General features: G+C 65.6%; 21 protein-coding genes. 14 read left to right on the plus strand and 7 right to left on the minus strand.

Features of this window, described 5'->3' with window-relative positions:
- Positions 1-6 precede the first annotated feature (6 nt).
- Together livH and SB764_RS05125 are read right to left on the minus strand one after the other, a co-directional pair.
- Positions 7-933 (minus strand): high-affinity branched-chain amino acid ABC transporter permease LivH, encoded by a 927-nt coding sequence (livH, locus tag SB764_RS05120; protein WP_065065390.1) that lies wholly within the window; start codon positions 931-933, stop codon positions 7-9.
- Positions 934-1075: 142 nt separating this feature from the next.
- Positions 1076-2191: a branched-chain amino acid ABC transporter substrate-binding protein gene (locus SB764_RS05125; protein WP_110326846.1), complete on the minus strand. Its 1116-nt coding sequence runs from the start codon at positions 2189-2191 to the stop codon at positions 1076-1078.
- A 1052-nt stretch (positions 2192-3243) separates the two neighbouring features.
- On the opposite strand from SB764_RS05125, the gene SB764_RS05130 reads away from it, so the two are divergent.
- The 3 genes from SB764_RS05130 (at position 3244) to SB764_RS05140 (ending at position 6138) form a co-directional block, all read left to right on the plus strand.
- Positions 3244-4233, plus strand: coding sequence for an ABC transporter substrate-binding protein (locus SB764_RS05130; protein WP_065065392.1), 990 nt, complete (start codon positions 3244-3246; stop codon positions 4231-4233).
- Positions 4234-4445: 212 nt separating this feature from the next.
- Positions 4446-5342, plus strand: coding sequence for an ABC transporter permease (locus tag SB764_RS05135; protein WP_321904334.1), 897 nt, complete (start codon positions 4446-4448; stop codon positions 5340-5342).
- 1 nt (position 5343) lies between these two features.
- The gene (locus SB764_RS05140) at positions 5344-6138 is read left to right on the plus strand and encodes an ABC transporter ATP-binding protein (RefSeq protein ID WP_410862830.1); all 795 of its coding nucleotides are present in this window, start codon (positions 5344-5346) and stop codon (positions 6136-6138) included.
- Positions 6139-6255: 117 nt separating this feature from the next.
- On the opposite strand, the gene SB764_RS05145 is transcribed toward SB764_RS05140, so the two are convergent.
- Entirely contained in the window at positions 6256-6651 is a 396-nt protein-coding gene (locus SB764_RS05145; protein WP_065065395.1) for a PaaI family thioesterase, read from the minus strand.
- Positions 6652-7046: 395 nt separating this feature from the next.
- Between SB764_RS05145 and SB764_RS05150 the strand changes: the two genes are divergently transcribed.
- The gene (locus tag SB764_RS05150; RefSeq protein ID WP_234774728.1) at positions 7047-8186 is read left to right on the plus strand and encodes a pyridoxal-phosphate-dependent aminotransferase family protein; all 1140 of its coding nucleotides are present in this window, start codon (positions 7047-7049) and stop codon (positions 8184-8186) included.
- A gap of 48 nt (positions 8187-8234) precedes the next feature.
- Here SB764_RS05150 and SB764_RS05155 read toward each other — a convergent pair whose 3' ends face one another.
- Positions 8235-8996, minus strand: coding sequence for a class I SAM-dependent methyltransferase (locus tag SB764_RS05155; protein WP_065065396.1), 762 nt, complete (start codon positions 8994-8996; stop codon positions 8235-8237).
- A 156-nt stretch (positions 8997-9152) separates the two neighbouring features.
- Between SB764_RS05155 and SB764_RS05160 the strand changes: the two genes are divergently transcribed.
- From SB764_RS05160 to SB764_RS05185, 6 genes are all read left to right on the plus strand, one after another.
- Positions 9153-9848, plus strand: a complete 696-nt coding sequence (locus SB764_RS05160; RefSeq protein WP_110326836.1) for an HAD family hydrolase — start codon at positions 9153-9155, stop codon at positions 9846-9848.
- Positions 9849-10109: 261 nt separating this feature from the next.
- Positions 10110-10571: a MarR family winged helix-turn-helix transcriptional regulator gene (locus SB764_RS05165; RefSeq protein ID WP_065065398.1), complete on the plus strand. Its 462-nt coding sequence runs from the start codon at positions 10110-10112 to the stop codon at positions 10569-10571.
- 10 nt (positions 10572-10581) lie between these two features.
- Entirely contained in the window at positions 10582-12714 is a 2133-nt protein-coding gene (locus SB764_RS05170) for an FUSC family protein (protein WP_074982441.1), read from the plus strand.
- Between the two features lie 37 nt (positions 12715-12751).
- The gene (locus SB764_RS05175) at positions 12752-12961 is read left to right on the plus strand and encodes a DUF1656 domain-containing protein (RefSeq protein WP_027818583.1); all 210 of its coding nucleotides are present in this window, start codon (positions 12752-12754) and stop codon (positions 12959-12961) included.
- 7 nt (positions 12962-12968) lie between these two features.
- A complete protein-coding gene (locus SB764_RS05180; protein ID WP_065065480.1) occupies positions 12969-13937 on the plus strand; it encodes an HlyD family secretion protein in 969 nt (322 codons plus the stop codon).
- Positions 13934-15424, plus strand: a complete 1491-nt coding sequence (locus SB764_RS05185) for an efflux transporter outer membrane subunit (RefSeq protein ID WP_183039108.1) — start codon at positions 13934-13936, stop codon at positions 15422-15424. The genes SB764_RS05180 and SB764_RS05185 overlap by 4 nt, the downstream gene beginning before the upstream one ends.
- A 62-nt stretch (positions 15425-15486) precedes the next feature.
- Here SB764_RS05185 and SB764_RS05190 read toward each other — a convergent pair whose 3' ends face one another.
- Entirely contained in the window at positions 15487-16287 is an 801-nt protein-coding gene (locus SB764_RS05190; RefSeq protein WP_110326985.1) for an SDR family NAD(P)-dependent oxidoreductase, read from the minus strand.
- A 119-nt stretch (positions 16288-16406) separates the two neighbouring features.
- Here SB764_RS05190 and SB764_RS05195 point away from each other — a divergent pair, with 119 nt between their 5' ends.
- On the plus strand, positions 16407-16985 hold the full coding sequence (locus SB764_RS05195; protein ID WP_183713696.1) for a TetR/AcrR family transcriptional regulator: 579 nt from the start codon (positions 16407-16409) through the stop codon (positions 16983-16985).
- Between the two features lie 129 nt (positions 16986-17114).
- On the opposite strand, the gene SB764_RS05200 is transcribed toward SB764_RS05195, so the two are convergent.
- Positions 17115-17408 carry a DUF4148 domain-containing protein gene (locus SB764_RS05200; protein WP_065065404.1) on the minus strand — a complete coding sequence of 98 codons (294 nt, stop codon included), beginning with the start codon at positions 17406-17408 and terminating at the stop codon, positions 17115-17117.
- A 303-nt stretch (positions 17409-17711) separates the two neighbouring features.
- On the opposite strand from SB764_RS05200, the gene SB764_RS05205 reads away from it, so the two are divergent.
- Entirely contained in the window at positions 17712-19106 is a 1395-nt protein-coding gene (locus tag SB764_RS05205; RefSeq protein ID WP_410862834.1) for a selenium-binding family protein, read from the plus strand.
- 12 nt (positions 19107-19118) lie between these two features.
- Positions 19119-19763 carry a hypothetical protein gene (locus SB764_RS05210; RefSeq protein WP_336751499.1) on the plus strand — a complete coding sequence of 215 codons (645 nt, stop codon included), beginning with the start codon at positions 19119-19121 and terminating at the stop codon, positions 19761-19763.
- Between the two features lie 82 nt (positions 19764-19845).
- On the opposite strand, the gene SB764_RS05215 is transcribed toward SB764_RS05210, so the two are convergent.
- On the minus strand, positions 19846-20718 hold the full coding sequence (locus SB764_RS05215; protein WP_410862836.1) for an oxidoreductase: 873 nt from the start codon (positions 20716-20718) through the stop codon (positions 19846-19848).
- 277 nt (positions 20719-20995) lie between these two features.
- Here SB764_RS05215 and SB764_RS05220 point away from each other — a divergent pair, with 277 nt between their 5' ends.
- On the plus strand, positions 20996-21844 hold the full coding sequence (locus SB764_RS05220) for an NADPH-dependent oxidoreductase (protein ID WP_321892967.1): 849 nt from the start codon (positions 20996-20998) through the stop codon (positions 21842-21844).
- Positions 21845-21870 lie beyond the last annotated feature (26 nt).

Here is a 21870-nt window from a genome sequence, read left to right on the forward strand (position 1 = left end):
TCGACCTCACACTTTTTCGACGTCCGGCTTGCCGAGCAAACCGGTGGGACGGAACAGCAGCACGAGCACGAGCAGGCCGAAAGCCACCACGTCCTTGTACTCCGACGGCATGTAGCCCGCCGCGAAGGTTTCCGCGAGACCGAGCAGCACGCCGCCGAGCATCGCGCCCGGAATGCTGCCGATACCGCCGAGCACCGCCGCCGTGAACGCCTTGATGCCCGCGATGAACCCGATATACGGATTGAGCTTGCCGATCGTCAGACCGATCAGCACGCCGCCGACCGCCGCGAGCATCGCGCCGAGCACGAACGTGAACGAGATCACGCGGTTCGTGTCGATGCCGAGCAGGTTGGCCATCTTCATGTCTTCCGCGCAGGCGCGGCACGCGCGACCCATGCGCGAACGCGAGATGAACAGCGTGAGCGCGATCATCAGCACGAGCGTCACGCCGACGATCAGCATGCGCGCGTACGGGATCGTCACTTCGAAGTTGCCGCCCATGTTGAAATCGAGCGCGCCGGAAATGAGTTCCGGCACCGACACGTCGCGCGCGCCCTGCCCGATCTGCACGTAGTTCTGCAGGAAGATCGACATGCCGATCGCGGAGATCAGCGGCACGAGACGCGGCCCGCCGCGCAACGGCCGATACGCCACGCGCTCGACCGCGAAACCGTAGAGCCCGGTGACCAGCACCGAGACGATGAGCGCCGCGCCCAGCACGAGCGGCAGCGGATAACCCGCCGAGGTGCCGATGGCCGTGAGCGTGACGAGGCCCACATAGGCGCCGATCATGTAGATCTCGCCGTGAGCGAAGTTGATCATGCCGATGATGCCGTAGACCATCGTGTAGCCGATGGCGATCAGCGCATAGATCGCACCCAGCGTGAGCCCGTTGACGAGCTGCTGGGTGAACTGAGGAAGAAAATCATTCATGCGTAAGCCCCGCGGCCATGAAGCCGATGAGAGACCTTGGAGAAACTCTTGAAACCGTGACGATCCGTCCGCTGTTGCGCATCGTTGGAAAACGCCCCGCCCGCCGCGACGGCGAACGGGGCGTTGCGATGCGCGGCGAGAATCAGTTCGCGGCGGTCTTCGTGGCGTCCTTGTGCCACGTGTAGACGACGAAGCGGAACGACTTCAGGTCGCCCTGCTTGTCGTATTCCACCTTGCCGATCGGCGTGTTGAACGCGTTGGCGTGCAGGTAGGCCGCGACCTTGGTCGGGTCCGTGCTCTTCGCGCCCTTGATGCCGTCGGCGATCACTTCGACCGCCGCGTAAGCCGGCATCTGGAACGGACCGTTCGCGTCGCGCTTGGCGTCGGCGAAGGCCTTCACGAGCTTCGCGTTGGCCGGGTCGGCGGCGAAGTCGGCCGGCAGCGTCACGAGCATGCCTTCCGAAGCCGGGCCGGCGATCGCCGTCACGTCCTTGTTGCCCACGCCTTCCGGACCCATGAACGTCGCCTTCACGCCCTGTTCACGCGACTGGCGCATGAGCAGGCCCATTTCCGGGTGGTAGCCGCCGAAGTAGACGAAGTCCACGCCCTGCGACTTGAGCTTCGTGACGACTGCCGAGTAGTCCGAATCACCGGCATTGATGCCTTCGAACACGACGACCGGAATGTGCGCCTTGTCGAGCGCGGCCTTCACCGACGTCGCGATGCCCTGACCGTACGACTGCTTGTCGTGCAGGATCGCGACCTTCTTCGGCTTGACCTTGTTGATGATGTACGCAGCGGCTGCCGGACCTTGCTGGTCGTCGCGGCCGATGGTGCGGAAGATGAACTGGCGCTTCTTGCCTTCGGTCAGCTGCGGCGCGGTCGCCGACGGCGTGACCATCACAACGCCTTCGTTCTCGTAGATGTCGGAAGCGGGGATCGTCGAGCCCGAGCAGACGTGGCCGACCACGTACTGGATGTGCTGCGAGACGATCTTGTTCGCGACGGCGACGGCTTGCTTCGGCTCGCAGGCGTCGTCCATCAGGACGGCTTCGAGCTTGTTGCCGTTCACGCCGCCAGCGGCATTGATCTGTTCGATCGCGGTCAGGGCACCCGCCTTGACCATGTCGCCGTACTGGGCGACCGGGCCGCTGAACGGACCGGCAATGGCGATCTTCACGGTATCGGCTTGCGCGGATGCACCAAAGGCGAGCAGCGCGGCAGCCAGGGAAACTGCGGTGAGGCGGGACAACGTCATCAGGAGCTCCTCGATTGTTTTCGGGTCAACCGGTCAGACGGATTGACCTGCGCAAACGAACAGCACCCCAATGGCGAGCATTGGAGAACGACAACGACGGGCCAGAAAAGAAAGACGCAACGGGGCCCGGCATATATCACCCGCTTTGTTGCGGTTGAGTTCGGAGAGATCGCGTGGATACGTGTCTCTGTTGCGCAAGCGATCCGCCTGCCCCGTTCACTGCATTTCGCGCCGGGAAGGTGGTCCGGGCTCAATCAGCGACCCGCGGATGCTATCAATAAACCCTCCCACTCGCAAGCAAGGGTTTTTTCCGATACCTACAGGGGTATTGACTTGAGTCAATTGACGAAAATCATTAGGAACCGCTTGAAAACATTTGGAAAATGACCGGTGGCCACGACGCGACATCGGCCGTTCACGCGCTGAGGCCCGGCTGGCGTGGCACGACGGATTTCATTTTCCGATCCGAAATAAATGGCGCGGTTTTTTCCTTTCGGAAACCGCCGTGATTTCCGAATCGAAACTATTTATCCAATCGGAAACTTACGTCATTCACATCAAGCAATCTCAATACATCTCGCACATGCGCATACAGGAAAACCCTAAATGCATAACGCGCCAAGTCTTTGATTCGATTCACAAAACTTACACAAACATTTCAATCGACTCGCGGAGTCGGATGGAGACTCCGAGAAAATCGCCGCGCACACACGCTGCGGATATTTCCATTTGGAAACCAGGAAAATTTTCGGGCGCCTACGTATTTTTCTAAAAAATGGGCCAACGACGTTGATGAAAATCAGCGGACATACCGTCGCATTACCGCACCACTGCGCGGCAGCGTCGTTCCAGACGCGCGAACTCCGGTGTATGCTCGCTGCCTCGCCGCCGGTCTTATGCACCAACGCGGCGCACGGCGTGCGGGCATGACCGGGGCACCTTTGCGGGCCAACTTCCGGGGCACCACGGGCGCCGCGCGCCGCGCTGCGGCGAAGCCGCACACAGCGGCCCACACCCGTCCAGAACCGAACATTCGGGGGAGATCAAAGAGAATGAAGACCGTCAAACTGGCCGCCCGCGCCGCCACCCTTACCCTGATCGCCAGCGCCGCCGCGCTCTCGCTCGCCTGCGGCGCCGCGCACGCAGCCGAGACCGCCACCGTCGAAGTGCTCTCGATCGTCGAACATCCGGCGCTCGACGCGATCCGCGACGGCGTGCGCGACGAGCTGAAGGCCGCCGGCTACGACGCCGGCAAGAACCTCAAGTGGGAATACCAGAGCGCGCAGGGCAACACCGGCACCGCCGCGCAGATCGCGCGCAAGTTCGTCGGCGATAACCCGAGCGCGATCGTCGCCATCGCGACGCCGTCGGCGCAGGCCGTGGTGGCCGCAACGAAGTCGGTGCCCGTGGTCTATTCGGGCGTGACCGATCCGGTCGCCGCGCAGCTCGTCAAGACGTGGACGGCGAGCGGCACCAACGTGACCGGCGTGTCCGACAAGCTGCCGCTCGACAAGCAGGTCGCGCTGATCAAGCGCGTCGTGCCGAACGCGAAGACGGTGGGCATGGTCTACAACCCCGGCGAAGCAAACTCGGTCGTGGTCGTGAAGGAACTGAAGGCACTGCTCGCGCAGCAAGGCATGACGCTCAAGGAAGCCGCCGCGCCGCGCACCGTGGACATCGGCTCGGCCGCCAAGAGCCTGATCGGCAAGGTCGACGTGATCTATACGAACACCGACAACAACGTCGTCTCGGCCTACGAAGCGCTCGTGAAAGTCGCCAACGACGCGAAGATCCCGCTCGTCGCGTCCGACACGGACAGCGTGAAGCGCGGCGCGATCGCGGCGCTCGGCATCGACTACAGCGACCTCGGCCATCAGACCGGCAAGGTCGTCGTGCGCATCCTGAAGGGCGAAAAGCCCGGTTCGATCGCTTCGGAAACCAGCAACAAGCTGCAACTGTTCGTGAATCCGGCCGCCGCGCAGAAGCAAGGCGTGACGCTGTCGGCCGATCTGCTCAAGGACGCGACTTCGGTCGTGAAGTAAGGCCCGCGCGCGCATGAAGGATCGACAGCCGAGCAGGTAGCGCGCGCCGCGTTTCCCATCGGAAACGGCCGCCCGCCGTCGATTCCGCAAGGCCCGCCAGGGCACCCTCGCACGCGCCGGCGTGCGGCCTCACCCGGGCCGCACGCCGCTGCGGCGACCGATCCGGCGACGTCGCCACAATCGACGCGCCGGAGACCGCAACAGGATTCCCCATGTCCCTCTATTCGCTGCTGGGCGCGCTGGAGATCGGCCTGATCTTCAGTCTCGTCGCCCTCGGGGTGCTGATCTCGTTTCGCATCCTCAACTTCCCCGACCTGACCGTCGACGGCAGCTTTCCGCTCGGCGGCGCCGTCGCGGCCACGCTGATCGCCAGCGGCCACGATCCGTTTCTCGCCACCGTCTGCGCGATGCTCGCGGGCGCCGCCGCCGGTTTCGTCACGGGTTGGCTCAACGTACGCCTGAAAATCATGGATCTGCTCGCCAGCATCCTGATGATGATCGCGCTCTACTCGATCAATCTGCGCGTGATGGGCGCGCCCAACGTGCCGCTCATTTCCGAAGCCACCGTCTTCACGATGATCCAGCCCGCGTGGCTGCCCGACTACGTGCTGCGCCCGCTCGCGCTGCTCGTCGTCGTGTGCGTGGCGAAGTTCGGCGTGGACTGGTTCTTCTCGTCCGAATACGGTCTCGCGTTGCGCGCGACCGGCGCGAATCCGCGCATGGCGCGCGCGCAGGGCATCGCCACCGGCCGCGCCACGCTCGCGGGCATGGCGCTGTCGAACGCGCTCGTCGCACTCGCCGGTTCGCTGTTCGCGCAGACCCAGGGCGGCTCGGATATTTCGATGGGCATCGGCACCATCGTCATCGGCCTCGCGGCGGTGATCATCGGTGAAAGCATTCTGCCTGCGCGCCGTCTCGTGCTCACGACGCTCGCCGCCGTGCTCGGCGCGATTCTCTATCGCTTCTTCATTGCGCTCGCGCTCAACAGCGACTTCATCGGCCTCAAGGCGCAGGATCTGAATCTCGTGACCGCCGTGCTCGTGACGATCGCGCTCGTGCTGCCCGCGACGCGCAAGAAGCTGTTTGGCCGCAAGAACGGGAGGGCCTGAGATGCTCAGCGCACACGATCTACGACTCACTTTCAATCCCGGCACGCCGATCGAGACGCGCGCGCTGCGCGGGCTCACGCTCGAGATTCCGACCGGCCAGTTCGTCGCCGTGATCGGCTCGAACGGCGCGGGCAAATCGACCTTCCTCAACGCGATCAGTGGCGACCAGATGGTCGACGAAGGCACGATCACGATCGACGGCCAGGACGTCACGAAGAAGCAGGCCTGGGACCGCGCGCATCTGGTCGCACGCGTGTTTCAGGACCCGATGGCGGGCACCTGCGAGGCGCTCACGATCGAGGAGAACATGGCGCTCGCGATGGCGCGCGGCAAGCGGCGCGGCTTCGGTTCGGCACTGAAAAAACAGGATCGCGAGCTGTTTCGCGACAAGCTGCGGCTGCTGAATCTGGGCCTGGAAAATCGTCTGACCGACCGCATCGGACTGCTCTCGGGCGGCCAGCGCCAGGCCGTGAGTCTGCTGATGGCGTCGCTGCAACCGTCGCGCATTCTGCTGCTCGACGAGCACACGGCCGCGCTCGATCCGAAGACCGCCGCGTTCGTGCTCGAACTCACGGCGCGCATCGTCGAAGAAGCGAAACTCACGACGATGATGGTCACGCACAGCATGCGCCAGGCGCTCGATTACGGTCAGCGCACCGTGATGCTGCATCAGGGCCAGGTGGTGCTCGACGTGTCCGGCGAGCAGCGCCGCGGCCTCGACGTGCCCGACCTGCTGCGCATGTTCGAACAGAATTGCCACGAGCAACTCGACGACGACGCTTTGCTGCTGGGCTGATTTTCCGACGCGACTCAACGCCATCGGCAAGATAAAAAGCCCGCTTCCCTCCGGAAGCGGGCTTTTTTACGCCTGACCAATTAATTCGGATCCCGAATCAACCAGCAATCCCGGCAATCAAGCCGATTTCGCGTACTTGAACGTGCCTTGCGCACTCGCGATCAGCAGCGTGTCGTCCACCCAAGCTTCCGCGCGCGCGAAGAAAATCGAGCGGCCGCCGCGTTCGAGAAAACCCTTGGCGCGGACGAACTGGCCCAGACCCTTGTCGAGATAATTGGTGGTGAGCGAGAGCGTGAAGCCGTGCCGTTTGGGCGCGTCCAGTTCGGCGAACAGGCCCGCATAGCCCGCGGCGGCGTCGAGCAGCGTGGCGATCGCGCCGCCTTGCAGCACGCCCTGGCGATTGAGCTTCGATGCGTCGATCGGCATCAGCAGTTCGGCGTAGCCTTCGCGCCAGGCCGCGACGCTCACGCCGAGCGTTTCGAGAAACGGATTGTCGACGGCGAATTGCGTCATGCGTGCTGTCCCCTCGGTGTTGTCGATGAATGCGGGCGCCGCGTTTGAAACGTCGTTTGAAACGTCGTTCGAAGCATCGTTGCAAAGCCGCGCCGCGCAGCCGATTATAGAACCCCGCGCCGCGCGTCGCAGCGCCGCATCCCGACTGTTCAGGCGAAAAGCGCACAACTGTACATGGTATTGCGCGGCGAGCCGGAGAACACTGTACGTTTCCCTTGCCGCCCGAGCGCGCGCATTTCTCCACTGTCCGAAAAGGAATCATCATGACCGACAACACGCGACCCACCGACTCCCTCACCCTGCAACGGGCGGCAGCGGCGGCCGCCGCCACGTTGCCGGTCCCGTGCCCCGGCGTCGATCCGCTCACCGACATCCTGCCCGACGAGCCGCTGCTCATGATGGGCGCGGGCCCGGTGCCGATTCCGGACGCCGTCGCGAAGGCCAACTCGGTCGTCATCAATCACCTCGGCGACACCATGGCGCGCGTCATCGACCAGGTGAAAACCATGGCGCGCTACGTGTTCCAGACGCGTTCGAACTGGGTGCTCGGCGTGGCCGGCCCCGGCTCGGCGGCCATGGAAATGGCGATCTGCAACCTCGCCTGGCCCGGCACGCGCGTGCTCTCCATCGTCAACGGCTTCTTCAGCGGCCGCATGGCGGAGATGGCACGCCGCATCGGCGCCGACGTCACCACGCTCGACGTGCCCGACCGCGAGATCGCGTCGCTCGAAGCCGTCGCGCAGGCCATCGAACGCACGCGCCCGGCCATCGTCACCATCGTGCACGGCGAAACCTCGAACACGGTCTGGAACCGCCAGCTCAAGGACATCGTGCAGATCGCCAAGGCGGCGGGTGCGCTCGTGGTGGTGGACGCCGTCTGCACGCTGAGCACCATGCCGCTGGAAATGGACGCCTGGGGCATCGACACGGTGATTACGGGCGGCCAGAAAGGTCTCTCGTCGATTCCGGGCGTCTCGCTGATCGCGTTCTCCGACGCCGCCTGGGAGCGCGTGCGCACACGCACCGCGCCGAACACGCACTGGTGTCTCGACGCCGTGCTCGCCGAAAACTTCTGGCACAAGGCGGGCTATCACTACACCGCGCCGGTGTCGGGCGTGCTCGCGCTGCACGAAGCGCTGCGGCTCGTCTGCACGGAAACGCTGGAAAAGCGCTTCGCGCGCCATCAGCGCTGCTCGCTCGCGCTGCAAAGCGGCGTAGCGGCGCTCGGCCTCGCGCTGTACACGCCCGAGCTTTGCCGCCTGAATTCCGTGGTCGGCATCGAGTTGCCCAACGGACTCACGCCGCGCGACGTGTGCAATCACATCTCGCAGCAGTATCAGGTGGAAATCGCTGGATCGTTCGGACTTCCAATCATTCGTATCGGACAGATGGGCGAGCAATGCCGCGAGCACCATCTGTTCCGCACCGTGCATGCGCTCGGCCGCACGATGCGCGATCTGGGCGCGAACGTCGATCTGCCCGCGGGGGTGGCCGCGCTCGAAGAGTCGCTGTCGGCGGCGAGCGCGCGGCGCTGATCGCCAGGCGCACACACAGACGCTCGCCGCGCTTCGTGGCGCGTCAGATCACACGCGACGCGCCCGCACGCAGATAAACGCGGGCGCGATCATCAACTCCGCGTAGAGCGCGGGCGCGACGGCCTTCATCTCGGGCAAAGGCTTCGGCTCGCTGACGCGATCGATGCTCCAGCCCGTGTCGATCAACGCGTTGACGATATCGGCGAGCGGGCGGCGATACGCCTCCACATACGGCTTCGGTTCGCCGAAGCCGCCCCAGTGCAGGCCGAAGCGCGTGGTCTCGAAGTACGTGCGGCCGCCGCGCGTGCGCGTGTCGATCCAGTCGCGCATCGGGTGCGCCATCGAGAACACCAGTTGCGCGCCGGGCCGCGCCACGCGATGAAACTCCGCGAAGGTGTCCGCGAGATGCTCGACATAGTCGAGCGCGAGCGAGCAGACGATGCGGTCGAACTGCGCGTCTGCGAGCCAGTGGAGCGGCTGGCCGAGATCGCCTTGCGCGACCTCGACCGCCATGTCCGCGCAACGCACGCGGGCGAGTTCGACCATCGCCGGCGTGACGTCGAAAGCCTGCACGCGCGCGCCCTTGCCCGCGAGTTCGGCGCTGACGATACCGGGGCCACACCCCGCGTCGAGCACCGCGAGGCCCGCCACGTCGCCGAGCAGCGCTTCGGTCGCCGGGCGCTCGTAGAGCGCGTTGTGCGGCTTTTCGGGCGCCATTTGCGCGTAGCGGTCGGCGAACTGCGTGTAGCTGGCGCGGCCCGGCAGTTCGGGGGCGGCGTCGGTCTTGTCGGCGGCGGAGTCGTTGTGCATGCTGGCGTGAACGGAAAAGCGAAACCGCCATTGTCCCGTGTTTCGTGCCTTCGACTCCAGTGCGCGCCGCGTGCCGGTATCATCGCGCTCTTGCCGCGCGGCTCGCGCCCGCTCATGATTTCAATCTGCTTTCACTGCTCCCACGCTCATTCGACGATGTCCGCACTTTCCGCTCTCCCCTTCGACGCCGTGCTGTTCGATTGCGACGGCGTGCTGGTCGATTCCGAACGCATCACGCATGTCGTGCTGGTCGAAATGCTCGGCGAACTGGGCTGGACGCTCAGCGTCGACGATGCCATGCGCATCTTCGTCGGCAAGATGGTGAAGGACGAGGCCGATCGCATCGAGGCGCACACCGGCTATCGCATCACCGAAGACTGGCTGACGGGTTTTCGCGCGCGCCGCAACGAGGCGCTCGCGCGCGACCTCGTGGAGATTCCGGGCGCGCCCCACGCCGTGCGCGCCGTGCATACGGCCTTTGGCGGACGAATCGCCGTGGCGTCGGGCGCCGATCGCCGCAAGGTCGAACTGCAACTGCGCAAGGTCGGCCTGCTCGCGTGTTTCGACGGACATATTTATAGCGGCCACGAAACGCCGCGCAGCAAGCCGCATCCCGACGTCTATCTGGCGGCGGCGGCCGGGCTCGGCGTGGACCCGCGCCGCTGCGCCGTGATCGAAGACACCGTGACCGGCGCGCGCGCGGGCCTCGCGGCGGGCGCGACGGTGTTCGGCTACAGCCCCGCCGAACCGGGCCACAGCAGCGCCGAGGCGCTGCGGGCCGAAGGCGTCGCCCACGTGATCACCGATATGGCCGCGCTGTCGGCCGTGCTGCAAGGCTGGTCCGCGCGCTGAGACCGCGCCGCGCGTCATCGCTCGTCGCTATCTGTATTGGCGTGTCGACGTGTCCGCGCCTGGCGCTTCGCTGCAAAGCAAGTAAGCGTGTGTGACAATCTGCACCCGCCGGGCTCCGGCAGCCGCCCGGTGTGGCGCGGGCGTCACACGAAGGGCGCGCGGCCGCCACGCGAACGCCGGCTCGATTACTATCCGAGGATGGCGTCGTCAGCCGGAAAAAGATAGTTTGCTACCAAATCGCTTTGGGCTATCATCCCGCCGATGTCGAATCTTCACACCTTACGACTGGCCGTCAGCAGTTCGCTCGTCCTCGCCGCCCGCAAATGGCGCCGCACGACGCATGGCGCGCTCACGGCCTATAACGTCTCCGAAGCCTGCGCCTCGCCGCTGCTGATCGCCGGCCGCCTGGGCGAAGGCGTGCGCCAGGTCACGCTCGCCGAACACGTGGGCATCGAAGGCCCGTCGCTCGTGCGTCTGCTCGATCAGCTCTGCGCCGCCGGCCTCGCCCGCCGCGACGAAGACCCGGACGACCGCCGCGCGAAAACGATTTCACTGACCGACGAAGGCCGCGCCGTCACCGCGCGCATCGAAGCCGATCTGCGCGATCTGCGCGCGCGCGTGCTCAAAGGCGTGAGCCGGGCGGATCTCGAAGCCACGCTGCGCGTGCTCACCGCGTTCAACGCCCCGGACCCGGCCGAGGGCGCGCCCCGGACCGAAAGCTGAAAGCGGCCTCATGACCTACCCGACCCTCCGCGACTGGCTGTTCTCGGTCAAGACGTTCGCCGCGTCGATGCTCGCGCTCTATATCGCGCTGATCTTCCAGTTGCCGCGTCCGTACTGGGCGATGGCGAGCGTCTATATCGTCTCGAATCCGTTTGTCGGCGCGACGCGCTCGAAGGCGCTCTATCGCGCGCTCGGCACTGCGCTCGGCGCGGCCGCCGCGATCGCGCTCGTGCCGCCTTTCGTCGAAACGCCGCTGCTGTTCAGCGTGATCGTGGCGACCTGGACCGGCACGCTGCTCTATCTCGCGATCATGGACCGCACGGCGCGCAGCTATGTGTTCATGCTCGCGGGTTACACGATGCCGCTGATCGCGCTGCCCACCGTGACCGATCCGGGCACCGTGTTCGACGTGGCCATCGCGCGGACCGAGGAAATCACGCTGGGCATCATCTGCGCGAGCGTCGTGGGGAGCAACATCCTGCCGAGCCGCCTCGCGCCCACGCTGATCGAGCGCGCCGACGCCTGGTTTCGCGACGCCGCCTTCTACGGCCGCGAAACGCTCTCGGGCCACATCACCGGCAAGGCGCTTTCGGCTTGCCGCCAGCGTCTCGCGGCCACGGTCAATCAGCTCGAATTCCTGCTCAGCCAGTTGAGCTACGACCATACTCATCCCGAAGTGCTCGCGCGCGCGGAGAATCTGCGCGGCCGCATGCAACTGTTTCTGCCGATGATTTCGGCGCTCGCCGACCCGCTGCTGGCCTTGCGCCGCGACCTGCACACGTGGCCCGAAGGCCTCGACAAGCTGCTTGCCGACGCCGCCCAATGGTTCGACGCGCCGCTGCCCACGCGCGCCGCCGAGATGCACGACGACTCCGGCGACCCCGTCGCCGACAGCCTGCGCGCGCGCATCGTCGCGCTGCAGCCCGGCCACGACGCGCTCACGAGCTGGGAAGGCGCGCTGCTCTCGAACGCGCTCTGGCGGCTGGGCCAGGTGATCGACGTGTGGCAGGACTGCCGCTCGCTGCGTGCGCTGATCGCACACGAAGCGGGTTCGTGGCGGCCGCGCTATCGCCATTGGCGCCTGGGCGGCACCGAGCGCTTCTACGATCGCGGCATGATGCTGATTTCATGCGCCGTGCCGGTGAGCGCGATTCTCGTGGCCTGCTGGCTCTGGGTCAGTTCGGGCTGGCACGACGGCGCGGGCGCGGTGACGCTCGCGGCCGTGGCCTGCTGCTTCTTCGCCGCGCTCGACGAGCCCGCGCCGATGGTGTTCCGCTTTTTCGCCGCGACCGCCGCGAGCGTGGTGTTCGCGGGCCTCTATCTGTTCGTGGTGCTGCCCAAGGTGCACGATTTCCCGATGCTCGTGCTGCTGTTCGCGGGACCGTTCATCCTGATCGGCACCTTGATACCGCGTCCGCAGTTCAATATGGTGACGATGCTCGTGGCCGTGAACACCGCCACCTTCATCAGCATCCAGAGCGCCTACGAGGCCGACTTCCTCGTGTTCCTGAACAGTAATATCGCGGGCGTCGCGGGCCTGCTGTTCGCTTATGTGTGGACGCGCGTGACGCGCCCGTTCGGCGCCGAACTCGCCGCGCGCCGACTGCTGCGTTCGAGCTGGTCCGACGTGGCGCTCTCGGCCTCGGTCGCGCCGCTCGGCGATCAGCGCAATCTGGCCTCGCGCATGCTCGATCGCCTGATGCAGTTGCTGCCGCGTCTCGCGGCTTCCGACGAGCACCGCCATCCGTCGATCGAGAGCTTCCGCGATCTGCGCATCGCGCTCAATGCGCTCGATCTGCGCCGCTCGCGCCGCAAGCTCGACGGCGACGTGCCCGCCGCCATCGACCGCGTGCTCGCCGGCGTCAGCGATCATTACGCGCGCTGCGCGCAGGCAAGCGCGCGCCAGGATGCGCCGCCCGCGCTGCTCGCCACCATCGACGACGCGCTGCACCGCGTGGCCACGCGCGGCATCGCGCAAGGCCTCGGCAACGCGCAGACCGAAAACGCCGCGCCGCTGCGCATGCGCGTCTCGCAGCGCTGGCTGCGCGACACGCTGCACGCGCTGGTCGGGCTGCGTCTCTCGCTGTACCCGACGCTGGTCGCCCAGCGTCCGAGCGGCGATACCTCGGGAGGCAAAGCGTGAGCGCACAACCATTTTCTGTCTTTGTAAAACCCGCACCATGATCGGCGAAATCGATATCTTCGGCGTGTTCGTGCCGGCCGTGCTCGTGCTGATGCTGATCGCGTACCTCATCAATGTCGTGATCGGCAAGGTGCTCACGCGGGTCGGTTTTTACCGGCTCGTCTGGCATCGCTCCATTTTCGATCTCGGCATTTATGTATTCGTCCTGGCTGCCGTCATCATCGTGTCGCATCGCTTCGTGAACTAACGTGAACGTGAAAAAAACCTGGTTCTCCGCAGGCCAAATCCTGCTGACGCTCATCGTCGTCGTCGTCGCCGCGCTCGTGCTGTGGCGCATCGTCAACTACTACATGTTCTCGCCGTGGACGCGTGACGGCCACGTGCGCGCCGACGTGATCCAGGTCGCGCCCGATGTCGGCGGCCTCATTACGAATGTCGATGTGGTCGACAACCAGCAGGTCAAGAAAGGCCAGGTGCTGTTCGTGATCGACCAGGCGCGCTATACGCTCGCGCTGCGTCTCGCGCAGGCCGCGCTCGAACAGCGCAAGGCCACGCTCGCGCAGGCCAAACGCGAATTCGCGCGCAACATCACGCTCGGCAACCTGGTGGCGAGCGAAACGCTCGAAGAGAGCCGCACGCGCGTCGAACAGGGTGAAGCCGCCGCGGCCGACGCCCAGGTGCAGGTGGACACCGCGAAGCTCAATCTCGAACGCACGACCATCGTGAGTCCGGTAGACGGTTATCTGAACGACCGCGCCCCGCGTGTGGGCGAATACGTGTCGGCGGGCCGCGCGGTGCTGTCCGTGGTGGACATGCATTCGTTCCGCGTCGACGGCTATTTCGAGGAAACGCGCCTGCACGGCATTCATATCGGCCAACCGGTCGAGATCACGGTGATGGGCGAAACGCGTCCGCTGCGCGGTCACGTGCAGAGCATCGTCGCGGCGATCGAGGACCGCGATCGTCAGGCGAGCCCGAACCTGCTGCCAAACGTGAACCCGGCGTTCAGCTGGGTGCGTCTTGCGCAGCGCATTCCGGTGCGCGTCGCGCTCGACGAAGTGCCCGACGACTTCCGCATGATCGCGGGCCGCACCGCGACCGTCGCCGTGCGCGCGGACGCCAACGACAAGCAGCGCGCGAAGGACAACGCCAATGGCGCGAGCGGTGCGAGCAGTGCAAGCGGCGCAAGCGCAGCAACGGCCGCGAGCGGAGCCTCGCAATGACGCGCCGCCGCCTCTGGCGCTCGTTTGCGCTTGCGCCGCTCACGCTCGCGCTCGGCGCGTGCATGAATCTGGGCCCGAACTACAAGCTGCCGAACGAAGCGCTCGTCAACGCGCCGCTCGCGCAAGGTCCGATCGCGGGCGCGGATAAAGCGCCGGTCTCGCAGGGCGACGTGCCCAACGACTGGTGGCGTCTTTACGACGATCCCACGCTCGATCAGCTCGTGCAGGATGCGCTGCAATCGAACGCGAGCCTGCGCGTGGCGGCCGCGAATCTCGCGCGTTCGCGCGCGGCGCTCGATGTGGCCAACGCGCAAGGCGGCTTCTCGGGCGGGGCGACCGTGGGCTTCCAGCGCGCCCAGGAATCGGCGGAACAATACCTGCTGTTCAGCAAGCTGCCGGTGGAAAACCTCGGCTCGCTCGGCGTGAACGTCTCGTATGAACTCGATCTGTTCGGCAAGCTGCGCCGTGGCGTGGAATCGGCGCAGGCCGAAGACGAAGCCGTGCTGGCCGCCGCCGATCTCGCGCGCATCACCGTGGTCGCCGACGTCGTGCAGGCCTATGTCGAATCGTGCTCGGCGGGCGAGGAACTCGCCATTGCGCAGGAATCGCTGAAGCTGCAACAGCAGCGCGTGGCGCTCACCAAACGTCTGCGCGACGCGGGCCGCGGCAACCAGCCCGACGTGACGCGCGGCGTGACGCAAGTCCAGACGCTCGCCGCCGACATTCCGCGCTTCCAGGGACGCCAGCGCATCGCGCAATATCAGCTCGCGATGCTGCTCGCGCAGCCGCCGTCGGCGCTGCCGCCGGCCGTACTCAGTTGCAACCGCCTGCCGAAGCTCTCGCAGCCGATTCCGGTCGGCGACGGCGCGGCGCTGCTGCGCCGCCGCCCGGACGTGCGCGAAGCCGAACGCCAGCTTGCGTCCGCGACGGCGAAAATCGGCGTGGCGATGGCGGAGATGTATCCGGATATCAGCATCGGCGCAAGCGTCGGCTCGGTCGGTATCGCGAGCGATCTGTTCTCGCCGATCACCAATAGCTGGTCATTCGGACCCCTGATTAACTGGACGTTCCCGGCGAACGGCCAGCGCGCCCGCGTGCGCGGCGCGCAAGCGGCAACGGCCGGCGCGCTTGCGCATTTCGACGGCGTCGTGCTGAACGCGCTGCGCGAAACGCAGTCGAGCCTCGCCACCTACGCCGCCGATACGCAACGCGCCGATTCGCTGCGCACCGCGTATGGCTCGGCGCAGCAGTCCGCCGACGAAACGCATCGCCTCTATTCGGCGGGCCGCGAATCGTTCCTCTCCGATCTCGACGCCACGCGCACGCTCACGGCGGCGCACTCGCAAGTGGCCGCAGCCGAAGGCCAGGTCGCGCTCGATCAGGTCAAGCTGTTCCTCGCGCTCGGCGGCGGCTGGCAGCCCGATCAGGAAAAGCCCGCGCCCGCCGATGCGGCTTCGGGCACGCAGGCCGCCGCGCCCGCGCAATAACGTCAACGTAGCCCGGGCGCGCAAGCAGACTCGCGCGCCCGGCTTCGACACTTCACGTTTGCTTACTTCGCTTCGGCGGCCGTCGCGCGATAGCGCGCCGCCGGCTTCGATTGACCGAAGTTCGCCGCCATCGCCTGACGCGCGGCCTCGAACGTCTTCCACTGCTGATCGTCGGGCAACGGCGGAATGGTGACCGTCTCGCGCAGGTCGTAGCCCGCGAGCGCCGCATCGACGAGATCGTCGACTTCCATCACGCCATTCAGTTCGTTCACGTCCTTGCCCGCGTGCGACCAGATGTCCGTGCGCGTCGCGCCCGGCAGCACCGCCTGCACGTAGACACCCTTCGGCCCGAGTTCGACGTGCAACCCTTGCGAGAGGAACAGCACGAACGCCTTGGTCGCGCCGTAGAGCGTCGCATGATATTCGGGCACGAGACCCAGCACCGACGCCACATTGACGATCGCGCCCTGCCCTTCGCGCGCGAAACGAGGCGCGACGGCGGCGGCGAGCCGCGCGACCGCCGTGGCGTTCAGCGCGATCAGCTTGCTCACGACCTCGGCGCCTTGCTCGACGAACGTGCCCGCCGCCGCGGTGCCCGCGTTGTTCACCAGCACGCCGATGCCCGCATCGTTCGCGAGGCGCGCTTCCACTTGTTCGAGGTCTGCTTGCTGCGTCAGGTCGGCGCGCAGAATCTCGACATTCACGCCATCTCGCTCGCGCAGCCGTGCAGCCAGCGCTTCGAGCCGCGGCTGATCGCGCGCGACGAGCACGAGATCGTGACCGCGCTGCGCGAAACGATCGGCATAGACCGCGCCAATTCCTGCTGACGCGCCGGTGATCAGAACAACGGGTTTTGCTGACATGGTGACACTCCTTTGTGTATCGATCGGTTTATACATGATGACCGTCATGTATTTGAATCGAATCATGATGAGCATCATGTATAATGTCAAGCAGAAAATCGGAGTCCGTGGAGAACGCGATGCGAGTCAGTCGTGAGCAGGTGGCGATCAATCGTCAGAAAATTCTGGAAGCGGCCAGCCGCTTGTTCCGCGAGCGCGGCTACGACGCCGTTACGGTCGCCGAGGTCATGAGCGCCGCCGGCCTCACGCACGGCGGCTTTTATGGCTATTTCAAGTCGAAGGACGATCTGATTGCGGAAACGCTCTCGCACGTGTTTGCGCAGGGCGAGGTCGGCGAAACGGATGTGGCGCGTTACGCGGCGCGCTATCTGTCGCGCGCGCATCGCGACAATCTCGCCGGCGGTTGTCCGACCGCGGCGCTGGGCGCGGAAACGGTGCGTCAAACGCCCGAAGCGCGCGCCGTGATGGCGGCGGGCCTCAAGAAGCAGATCGAGCGATTGAGTGCCGCGAAGGCGGCGAGTGGAGACGCTTCCACGGCGGCACACGTGCGGCGCGCGGCCATCGGCAGCTGGTCGGCGATGGTGGGCGCCGTGATTCTTGCGCGCCTGATCGACGATCCCGCGCTCTCGAACGAAATTCTCGACGAGACGCACGCATGGATCGACGACCGGGATCGCGATTCAATTCAAAACATTTAACGCGTCCAGCGAATACGCCGCAGTGAAAGCGCTTTCACCGCAATCGTATTGAATTATTCAGAACACGAAAACGCGGTGCGCCCCATCGGGACGCACCGCGTTTTCGCATTCCATTACGTTGTATCACGCTCACTTCATGATGACCGGCGGCGAATACGAGCTGGCCGAACCGCTTTGCGAGGTGCCATCGGTCGAAGGACCGTAGCCGCTACGTGCGGCGAGGCGGGCCTGCGCGGCGCGGTAATCTTCAGGATAGTAAGGAGACACGACGTTCGGTCTCCAACCCACCGATTCCAGCTGTTTCAGCTCATTGCGCACCTGTGCGCGCGTGACGGGGCCGTTTTCCGGCTGCGATTGGGCGAACGACACAGCGGGCACCGCCAGCACGGCGGCCAGCGCAACAGCCTTGAGAAGCGACTTCATGACATAACCTCCGGTAACTTGACTTGTCGGTGCAGCGCTCGCTGCGAACCGTTATTGACAAGTCTAGAAAGTCCGGGCTCCAAGATAAATGTCAGCCAAACGAATTCACTGTTTTCGTGACTCGTATAATCGCGCGCCGATTTTTATCCCTGTTCGCATGATGGGAATGCGCTTCGTTTGTTAAGACATAAGCTTTTTCCCTTATGGAATAAGGCGCGGCGGGCAATCATCGCTCACCCACGCGAGTCGGCTCTGGTGCATCATAGCCACTCCGACTCGTCGAAGTGCAAGGAGGAGACAGCGATGGCAACGTGGAAACCGGACCCGACGTTTTACCCTTCGGCCCGTCTTGCCGCCGACGCGGCCCCCGAAAAGCTAGCGTGGGTCGCGAGTTTCGACCCTACTGGCGCGGTGCCGGACTCGCTCGACGTGGTCGATCTCGATCCTGCTTCGGCGGAATTCGGCCGCATCGTCCATCGTCTCGCGATGCCCCATACCGGCGACGAGCTACATCACTTCGGCTGGAATGCGTGCAGTTCGTGCCTGTGCCCGAACGCGCCGCACGCGCATACGGAGCGCCGTTATCTCGTCGTGCCGGGATTGCGATCGTCGCGTATTCATATTGTCGATACGAAACCCGATCCGCGTCGGCCGCATATCGTGCGCGTTCACGAACCGGAGAGCGTCGCGCAACGTGCGGGCTACACGCGCCCTCATACGGTGCATTGCGGGCCGGATGGCATTTATGTCACCGCGCTCGCCAATGCTCACGGCGAAGCGCCCGGCGGCATCTTCCTGATGGATCACGAGAGCTTCGATATTCTCGGCCAGTGGGAAATCGAACGCGGCCCGCAGGAGCTGGCGTACGACGGCTGGTGGCATCTGGGCTTCGACACGGTCGTGACGAGCGAATGGGGCCTGCCCGCGACGTTCGAAAACGGCCTCCTGCCCGAAGTGCTGCTGGGCGGCCAGTACGGTCACCGCCTGCACTTCTGGGACCTGCACACGCGGCGGCACAAGCAGACGCTCGACTTCGGCGCGGAGAATCAACTCGTCTTCGAACTGCGGCCCGCGCACGATCCCACGCGCCCGTATGGCTTCGTGAATTCCGTGATCAGCCTGAAAGATCTTTCGGCCTCGATCTGGCAATGGTATCTCGACGGCGATCAATGGGCGGCGCGCAAAATCATCGAGATTCCCGCCGAACCCGCCGATCCGGAACTGCTGCCGCCGATGCTCAAGGGCTTCGCCGCCGTGCCGCCGCTCGTGACCGATATCGCACTGTCGCTCGACGACCGCTTCCTCTACGTGGCGTGCTGGGGAACCGGCGATCTGCGGCAATACGATGTTTCGGACCCCGAACATCCCAAACTGACTGGCAGCGTGCGGATCGGCGGCATCGTTTCGCGCGCGACGCATCCGCTCGCGGGCGGACGCGCGCTAAACGGCGGCCCGCAGATGGTCGAAGTGAGCCGCGACGGGCGGCGCGTCTATTTCACCAATTCGCTGTATGGCGCGATTGACGGCCAGTTTTATCCCGAGGGAATCGACGGATGGATGGTGAAGCTCGACGCCGGTCCGGACGGCGGCCTCGCCTTCGACGAGCGCTTTTTCGTGCAATGGCCCAAGACGCATCGACCGCATCAGATCCGGCTGGAAGGCGGCGATTGTTCGTCGGACTCGTATTGCTACCCGTGAGCGTGCGGTGCGATGAACGGCATCTTCGGCGGCTTTGACGCGCACTGGGCGGCGTGGAGCGCCGTGGTGGGCAGCGGCGTCTTTCACGGCGCGAATCCGGCGATGGGCTGGCTGTTCGCGACGGCGCTGGGCCTGCAACGGCGCAATCGCGGCGCGCTGTTGATGGCGTTGCCGCCGATCGCGCTCGGGCATGCGGCTTCCGTGCTGCTGTTCACGAGTTCGATTGCGCTGCTCGGCGCGTGGGTGCCGCGTTTCGCGCAAGGCGGCCTGCATTGGGTGCTGGGCGCGCTGCTGATCGGCTGGGCGATCTGGCAGCATGTGTATGGGCATCGGCATCGCGCGCGCGTAGGCATGACCGCCGGATTTCTCGGTCTCGCAGCGTGGTCCGCGTTGATGGCGACGCTGCACGGCGCGGGTCTCATGCTCATGCCCGCTATGCTGTCGTTGTGCGGCGCGGGCGGCGTCAATCCGCTGGCCGTGTCGTTTGGCTTCACCGCGCTGCATACGCTCGTCACGCTCGCGACGACGGCGGTCATCGCACTCGTCGCTTATGAATACGTCGGGCTGGGAATACTAAAGCGCGGCTGGATTAACTTCGACTGGTTATGGCGCGGCGCACTGGTCGCGACAGGGACGTTGGTGATGGCGACGGGATGAGCGAATGGGAATGCAGCGAAGGATGCCCCGAAGCATGCCTCACCAATTTTTGCAGCACCCTTATGGCGCAAACATCCCACCTTCATTCCCCCGCCGGAAAATCCGTCGCCAGTCCCGCCTCGCGCCACGTTTCGATATCGGCGAGCGCGGCGCGCAAACGCGCCGCCACCGCATCCACGCCGAACGCGCCGAGCACGAAGTGACGCGGCGGCGACTCCACTTCCGCGATGCGGATAATCGCCTGCGCGGCGCGCGCCGGATCGCCCGGCTGATGGCCGCTGCCTTCGGCCGTGCGCTGCATGCGCGCGCCCGCGGTTTCCGCGTAATCGGCAATTCGATTCGGCGTCTGCACGAGCGAGCGCCCCGCCCATTCGGTGCGGAACGGTCCCGGCTCCACGCAGGTCACCTTGATGCCGAGCGGCCCCGCCTCCGCGAGCAAGGCGTCGGAGAAGCCCTCTACGGCGTGCTTGCTGGCCGCGTAATAGCCCGACCCCGGAAAGCCCGCGAGCCCCGCCACCGACGTAATGTTGATCACGTGCCCGCGTTTCTGCTCGCGCATGACCGGCAGCACCGCGCGCGTCAGCGCAAACAGACCGAACACATTTGCATCGAATTGCGCGCGAATCTGAGTCTCTTCACCTTCTTCAATCGAGCTTTGATAACCATAACCCGCGTTATTCACGAGCACGTCGATCGCGCCAAAACGTTCTCGCGCCTGCGCAACGGCCGCAGCAATCTGCACCGGATCGGTCACGTCCAGCGAGACACACAGCAAACGCTCGCCCGCCTCGGGCGCGAGATCGTCGAGCGCGGCCTTGTTGCGTGCGGTCGCGATGCAGCGCCAGCCGCGCGCGAGCACGGCGCGCGCGAACTCGCGGCCGAAGCCGATCGAGCAGCCGGTGATGAACCAGACGGGTGTTGCGTTCGGGAAAGCATTCGAAGAATTCGCCGACATAACAGGGCCTCGCAGACGTTGACACTGCACGTGAACGCGCGCCAGCTCAGCGCGCGAAAGGCAATCGGAAGGCGTGCGCGGCCGGGCGGAAGGTCGAATGCCGCGGCGCGTGCGCGCAATGATGATAACGGCAACGCGCCGACTGTGCAGAGCGCAGCGCGCATGCCACCCACTCGCCCCCCAGCGCCAAATCGCGAGGCCATGTACCATACGGCGCTCGCGCCCACGCGCCCCGCTTAACCCGTCTGCATTCAACGTATTCGCCGGAGTCAAACCGATGTCCACCCTCAGCACGCCCGAGACCGCCGCCCAGAACGCCACCGAAGCACTCGACGCGCGTTACGGCACGCCCTGGAACGCGCCGCTGCCCGCCTGGAACGCCACGCTCGACACGCTGCTCGCGCATCGTTCAGTCCGCAATTACGCCCAAAAGCCGCTGCCCGAAGGCACGCTGGAAACGCTGATCGCCGCAGCGCAGTCGGCCTCCACGTCATCGAATCTGCAAACGTGGAGCGTCGTCGCTGTCGAGGACCCGGAACGCAAGGCGCGTCTGTCGAAGCTCGCCGCCGACCAGTCGCAGGTCCGCGAAGCGCCGCTCTTTCTCGTCTGGCTCGCCGACCTCAACCGTCTGGAAGCCGCCGCGCAACGCACGTCCGCGAGCGCCGAAGGTCTGCACTATATGGAAACGCTGCTGGTCGGCGTGATCGATGCCGCCCTCGCCGCGCAGAACGCCGTGGTCGCGCTCGAATCGCTCGGCCTGAGCTCGGTGTATATCGGTGCGATCCGCAATCAGCCCGAACAGGTCGCCGCCGAACTCGGTTTGCCGCCGCGCGTGATGCCCGTGTTCGGCCTCTGTGTGGGCTACGCGGACGAGTCGCGCCCGGCGCAGGTCAAGCCGCGTCTGCCGCAAAGCGTGGTGCTGCATCGCGAGCAATACGACGCGCCGACGCAAACCGAAGGCATCGCGCACTACGATGAAGTGATGGGCGCGTTCCAGACCGCGCAAGGCCTCAGCGCTGCCGGCTGGACCTCGCGTTCGCTCGCGCGCTGGCGTAGCCGCGAGTCGTTGCATGGCCGCGACCGTCTGCGCGACGCCCTCCAGGCGCTCGGCTTCGAACTGCGTTAAGCCGCGCCGCGCGGACGACCGTGTCT

The organism is Paraburkholderia sp. SIMBA_027, assembly GCF_046535315.1.
Taxonomy (GTDB): domain Bacteria; phylum Pseudomonadota; class Gammaproteobacteria; order Burkholderiales; family Burkholderiaceae; genus Paraburkholderia; species Paraburkholderia tropica.

Excerpts from the sequence above, each read along its gene's own strand:
- SB764_RS05215 (WP_410862836.1), bottom strand. The coding sequence starts at position 20,718 with ATGTCGGCGAATTCTTCGAATGCTTTCCCGAACGCAACACCCGTCTGG.
- SB764_RS05140 (WP_410862830.1), top strand. The coding sequence starts at position 5,344 with ATGCTCAGCGCACACGATCTACGACTCACTTTCAATCCCGGCACGCCG.
- SB764_RS05155 (WP_065065396.1), bottom strand. The coding sequence starts at position 8,996 with ATGCACAACGACTCCGCCGCCGACAAGACCGACGCCGCCCCCGAACTG.
- SB764_RS05125 (WP_110326846.1), bottom strand. The coding sequence starts at position 2,191 with ATGACGTTGTCCCGCCTCACCGCAGTTTCCCTGGCTGCCGCGCTGCTC.
- SB764_RS05205 (WP_410862834.1), top strand. The coding sequence starts at position 17,712 with ATGGCAACGTGGAAACCGGACCCGACGTTTTACCCTTCGGCCCGTCTT.
- SB764_RS05175 (WP_027818583.1), top strand. The coding sequence starts at position 12,752 with ATGATCGGCGAAATCGATATCTTCGGCGTGTTCGTGCCGGCCGTGCTC.
- SB764_RS05160 (WP_110326836.1), top strand. The coding sequence starts at position 9,153 with ATGTCCGCACTTTCCGCTCTCCCCTTCGACGCCGTGCTGTTCGATTGC.
- livH (WP_065065390.1), bottom strand. The coding sequence starts at position 933 with ATGAATGATTTTCTTCCTCAGTTCACCCAGCAGCTCGTCAACGGGCTC.
- SB764_RS05190 (WP_110326985.1), bottom strand. The coding sequence starts at position 16,287 with ATGTCAGCAAAACCCGTTGTTCTGATCACCGGCGCGTCAGCAGGAATT.
- SB764_RS05195 (WP_183713696.1), top strand. The coding sequence starts at position 16,407 with ATGCGAGTCAGTCGTGAGCAGGTGGCGATCAATCGTCAGAAAATTCTG.
- SB764_RS05210 (WP_336751499.1), top strand. The coding sequence starts at position 19,119 with ATGAACGGCATCTTCGGCGGCTTTGACGCGCACTGGGCGGCGTGGAGC.
- SB764_RS05220 (WP_321892967.1), top strand. The coding sequence starts at position 20,996 with ATGTCCACCCTCAGCACGCCCGAGACCGCCGCCCAGAACGCCACCGAA.
- SB764_RS05145 (WP_065065395.1), bottom strand. The coding sequence starts at position 6,651 with ATGACGCAATTCGCCGTCGACAATCCGTTTCTCGAAACGCTCGGCGTG.
- SB764_RS05170 (WP_074982441.1), top strand. The coding sequence starts at position 10,582 with ATGACCTACCCGACCCTCCGCGACTGGCTGTTCTCGGTCAAGACGTTC.
- SB764_RS05130 (WP_065065392.1), top strand. The coding sequence starts at position 3,244 with ATGAAGACCGTCAAACTGGCCGCCCGCGCCGCCACCCTTACCCTGATC.
- SB764_RS05200 (WP_065065404.1), bottom strand. The coding sequence starts at position 17,408 with ATGAAGTCGCTTCTCAAGGCTGTTGCGCTGGCCGCCGTGCTGGCGGTG.
- SB764_RS05185 (WP_183039108.1), top strand. The coding sequence starts at position 13,934 with ATGACGCGCCGCCGCCTCTGGCGCTCGTTTGCGCTTGCGCCGCTCACG.
- SB764_RS05150 (WP_234774728.1), top strand. The coding sequence starts at position 7,047 with ATGATGGGCGCGGGCCCGGTGCCGATTCCGGACGCCGTCGCGAAGGCC.
- SB764_RS05135 (WP_321904334.1), top strand. The coding sequence starts at position 4,446 with ATGTCCCTCTATTCGCTGCTGGGCGCGCTGGAGATCGGCCTGATCTTC.
- SB764_RS05165 (WP_065065398.1), top strand. The coding sequence starts at position 10,110 with ATGTCGAATCTTCACACCTTACGACTGGCCGTCAGCAGTTCGCTCGTC.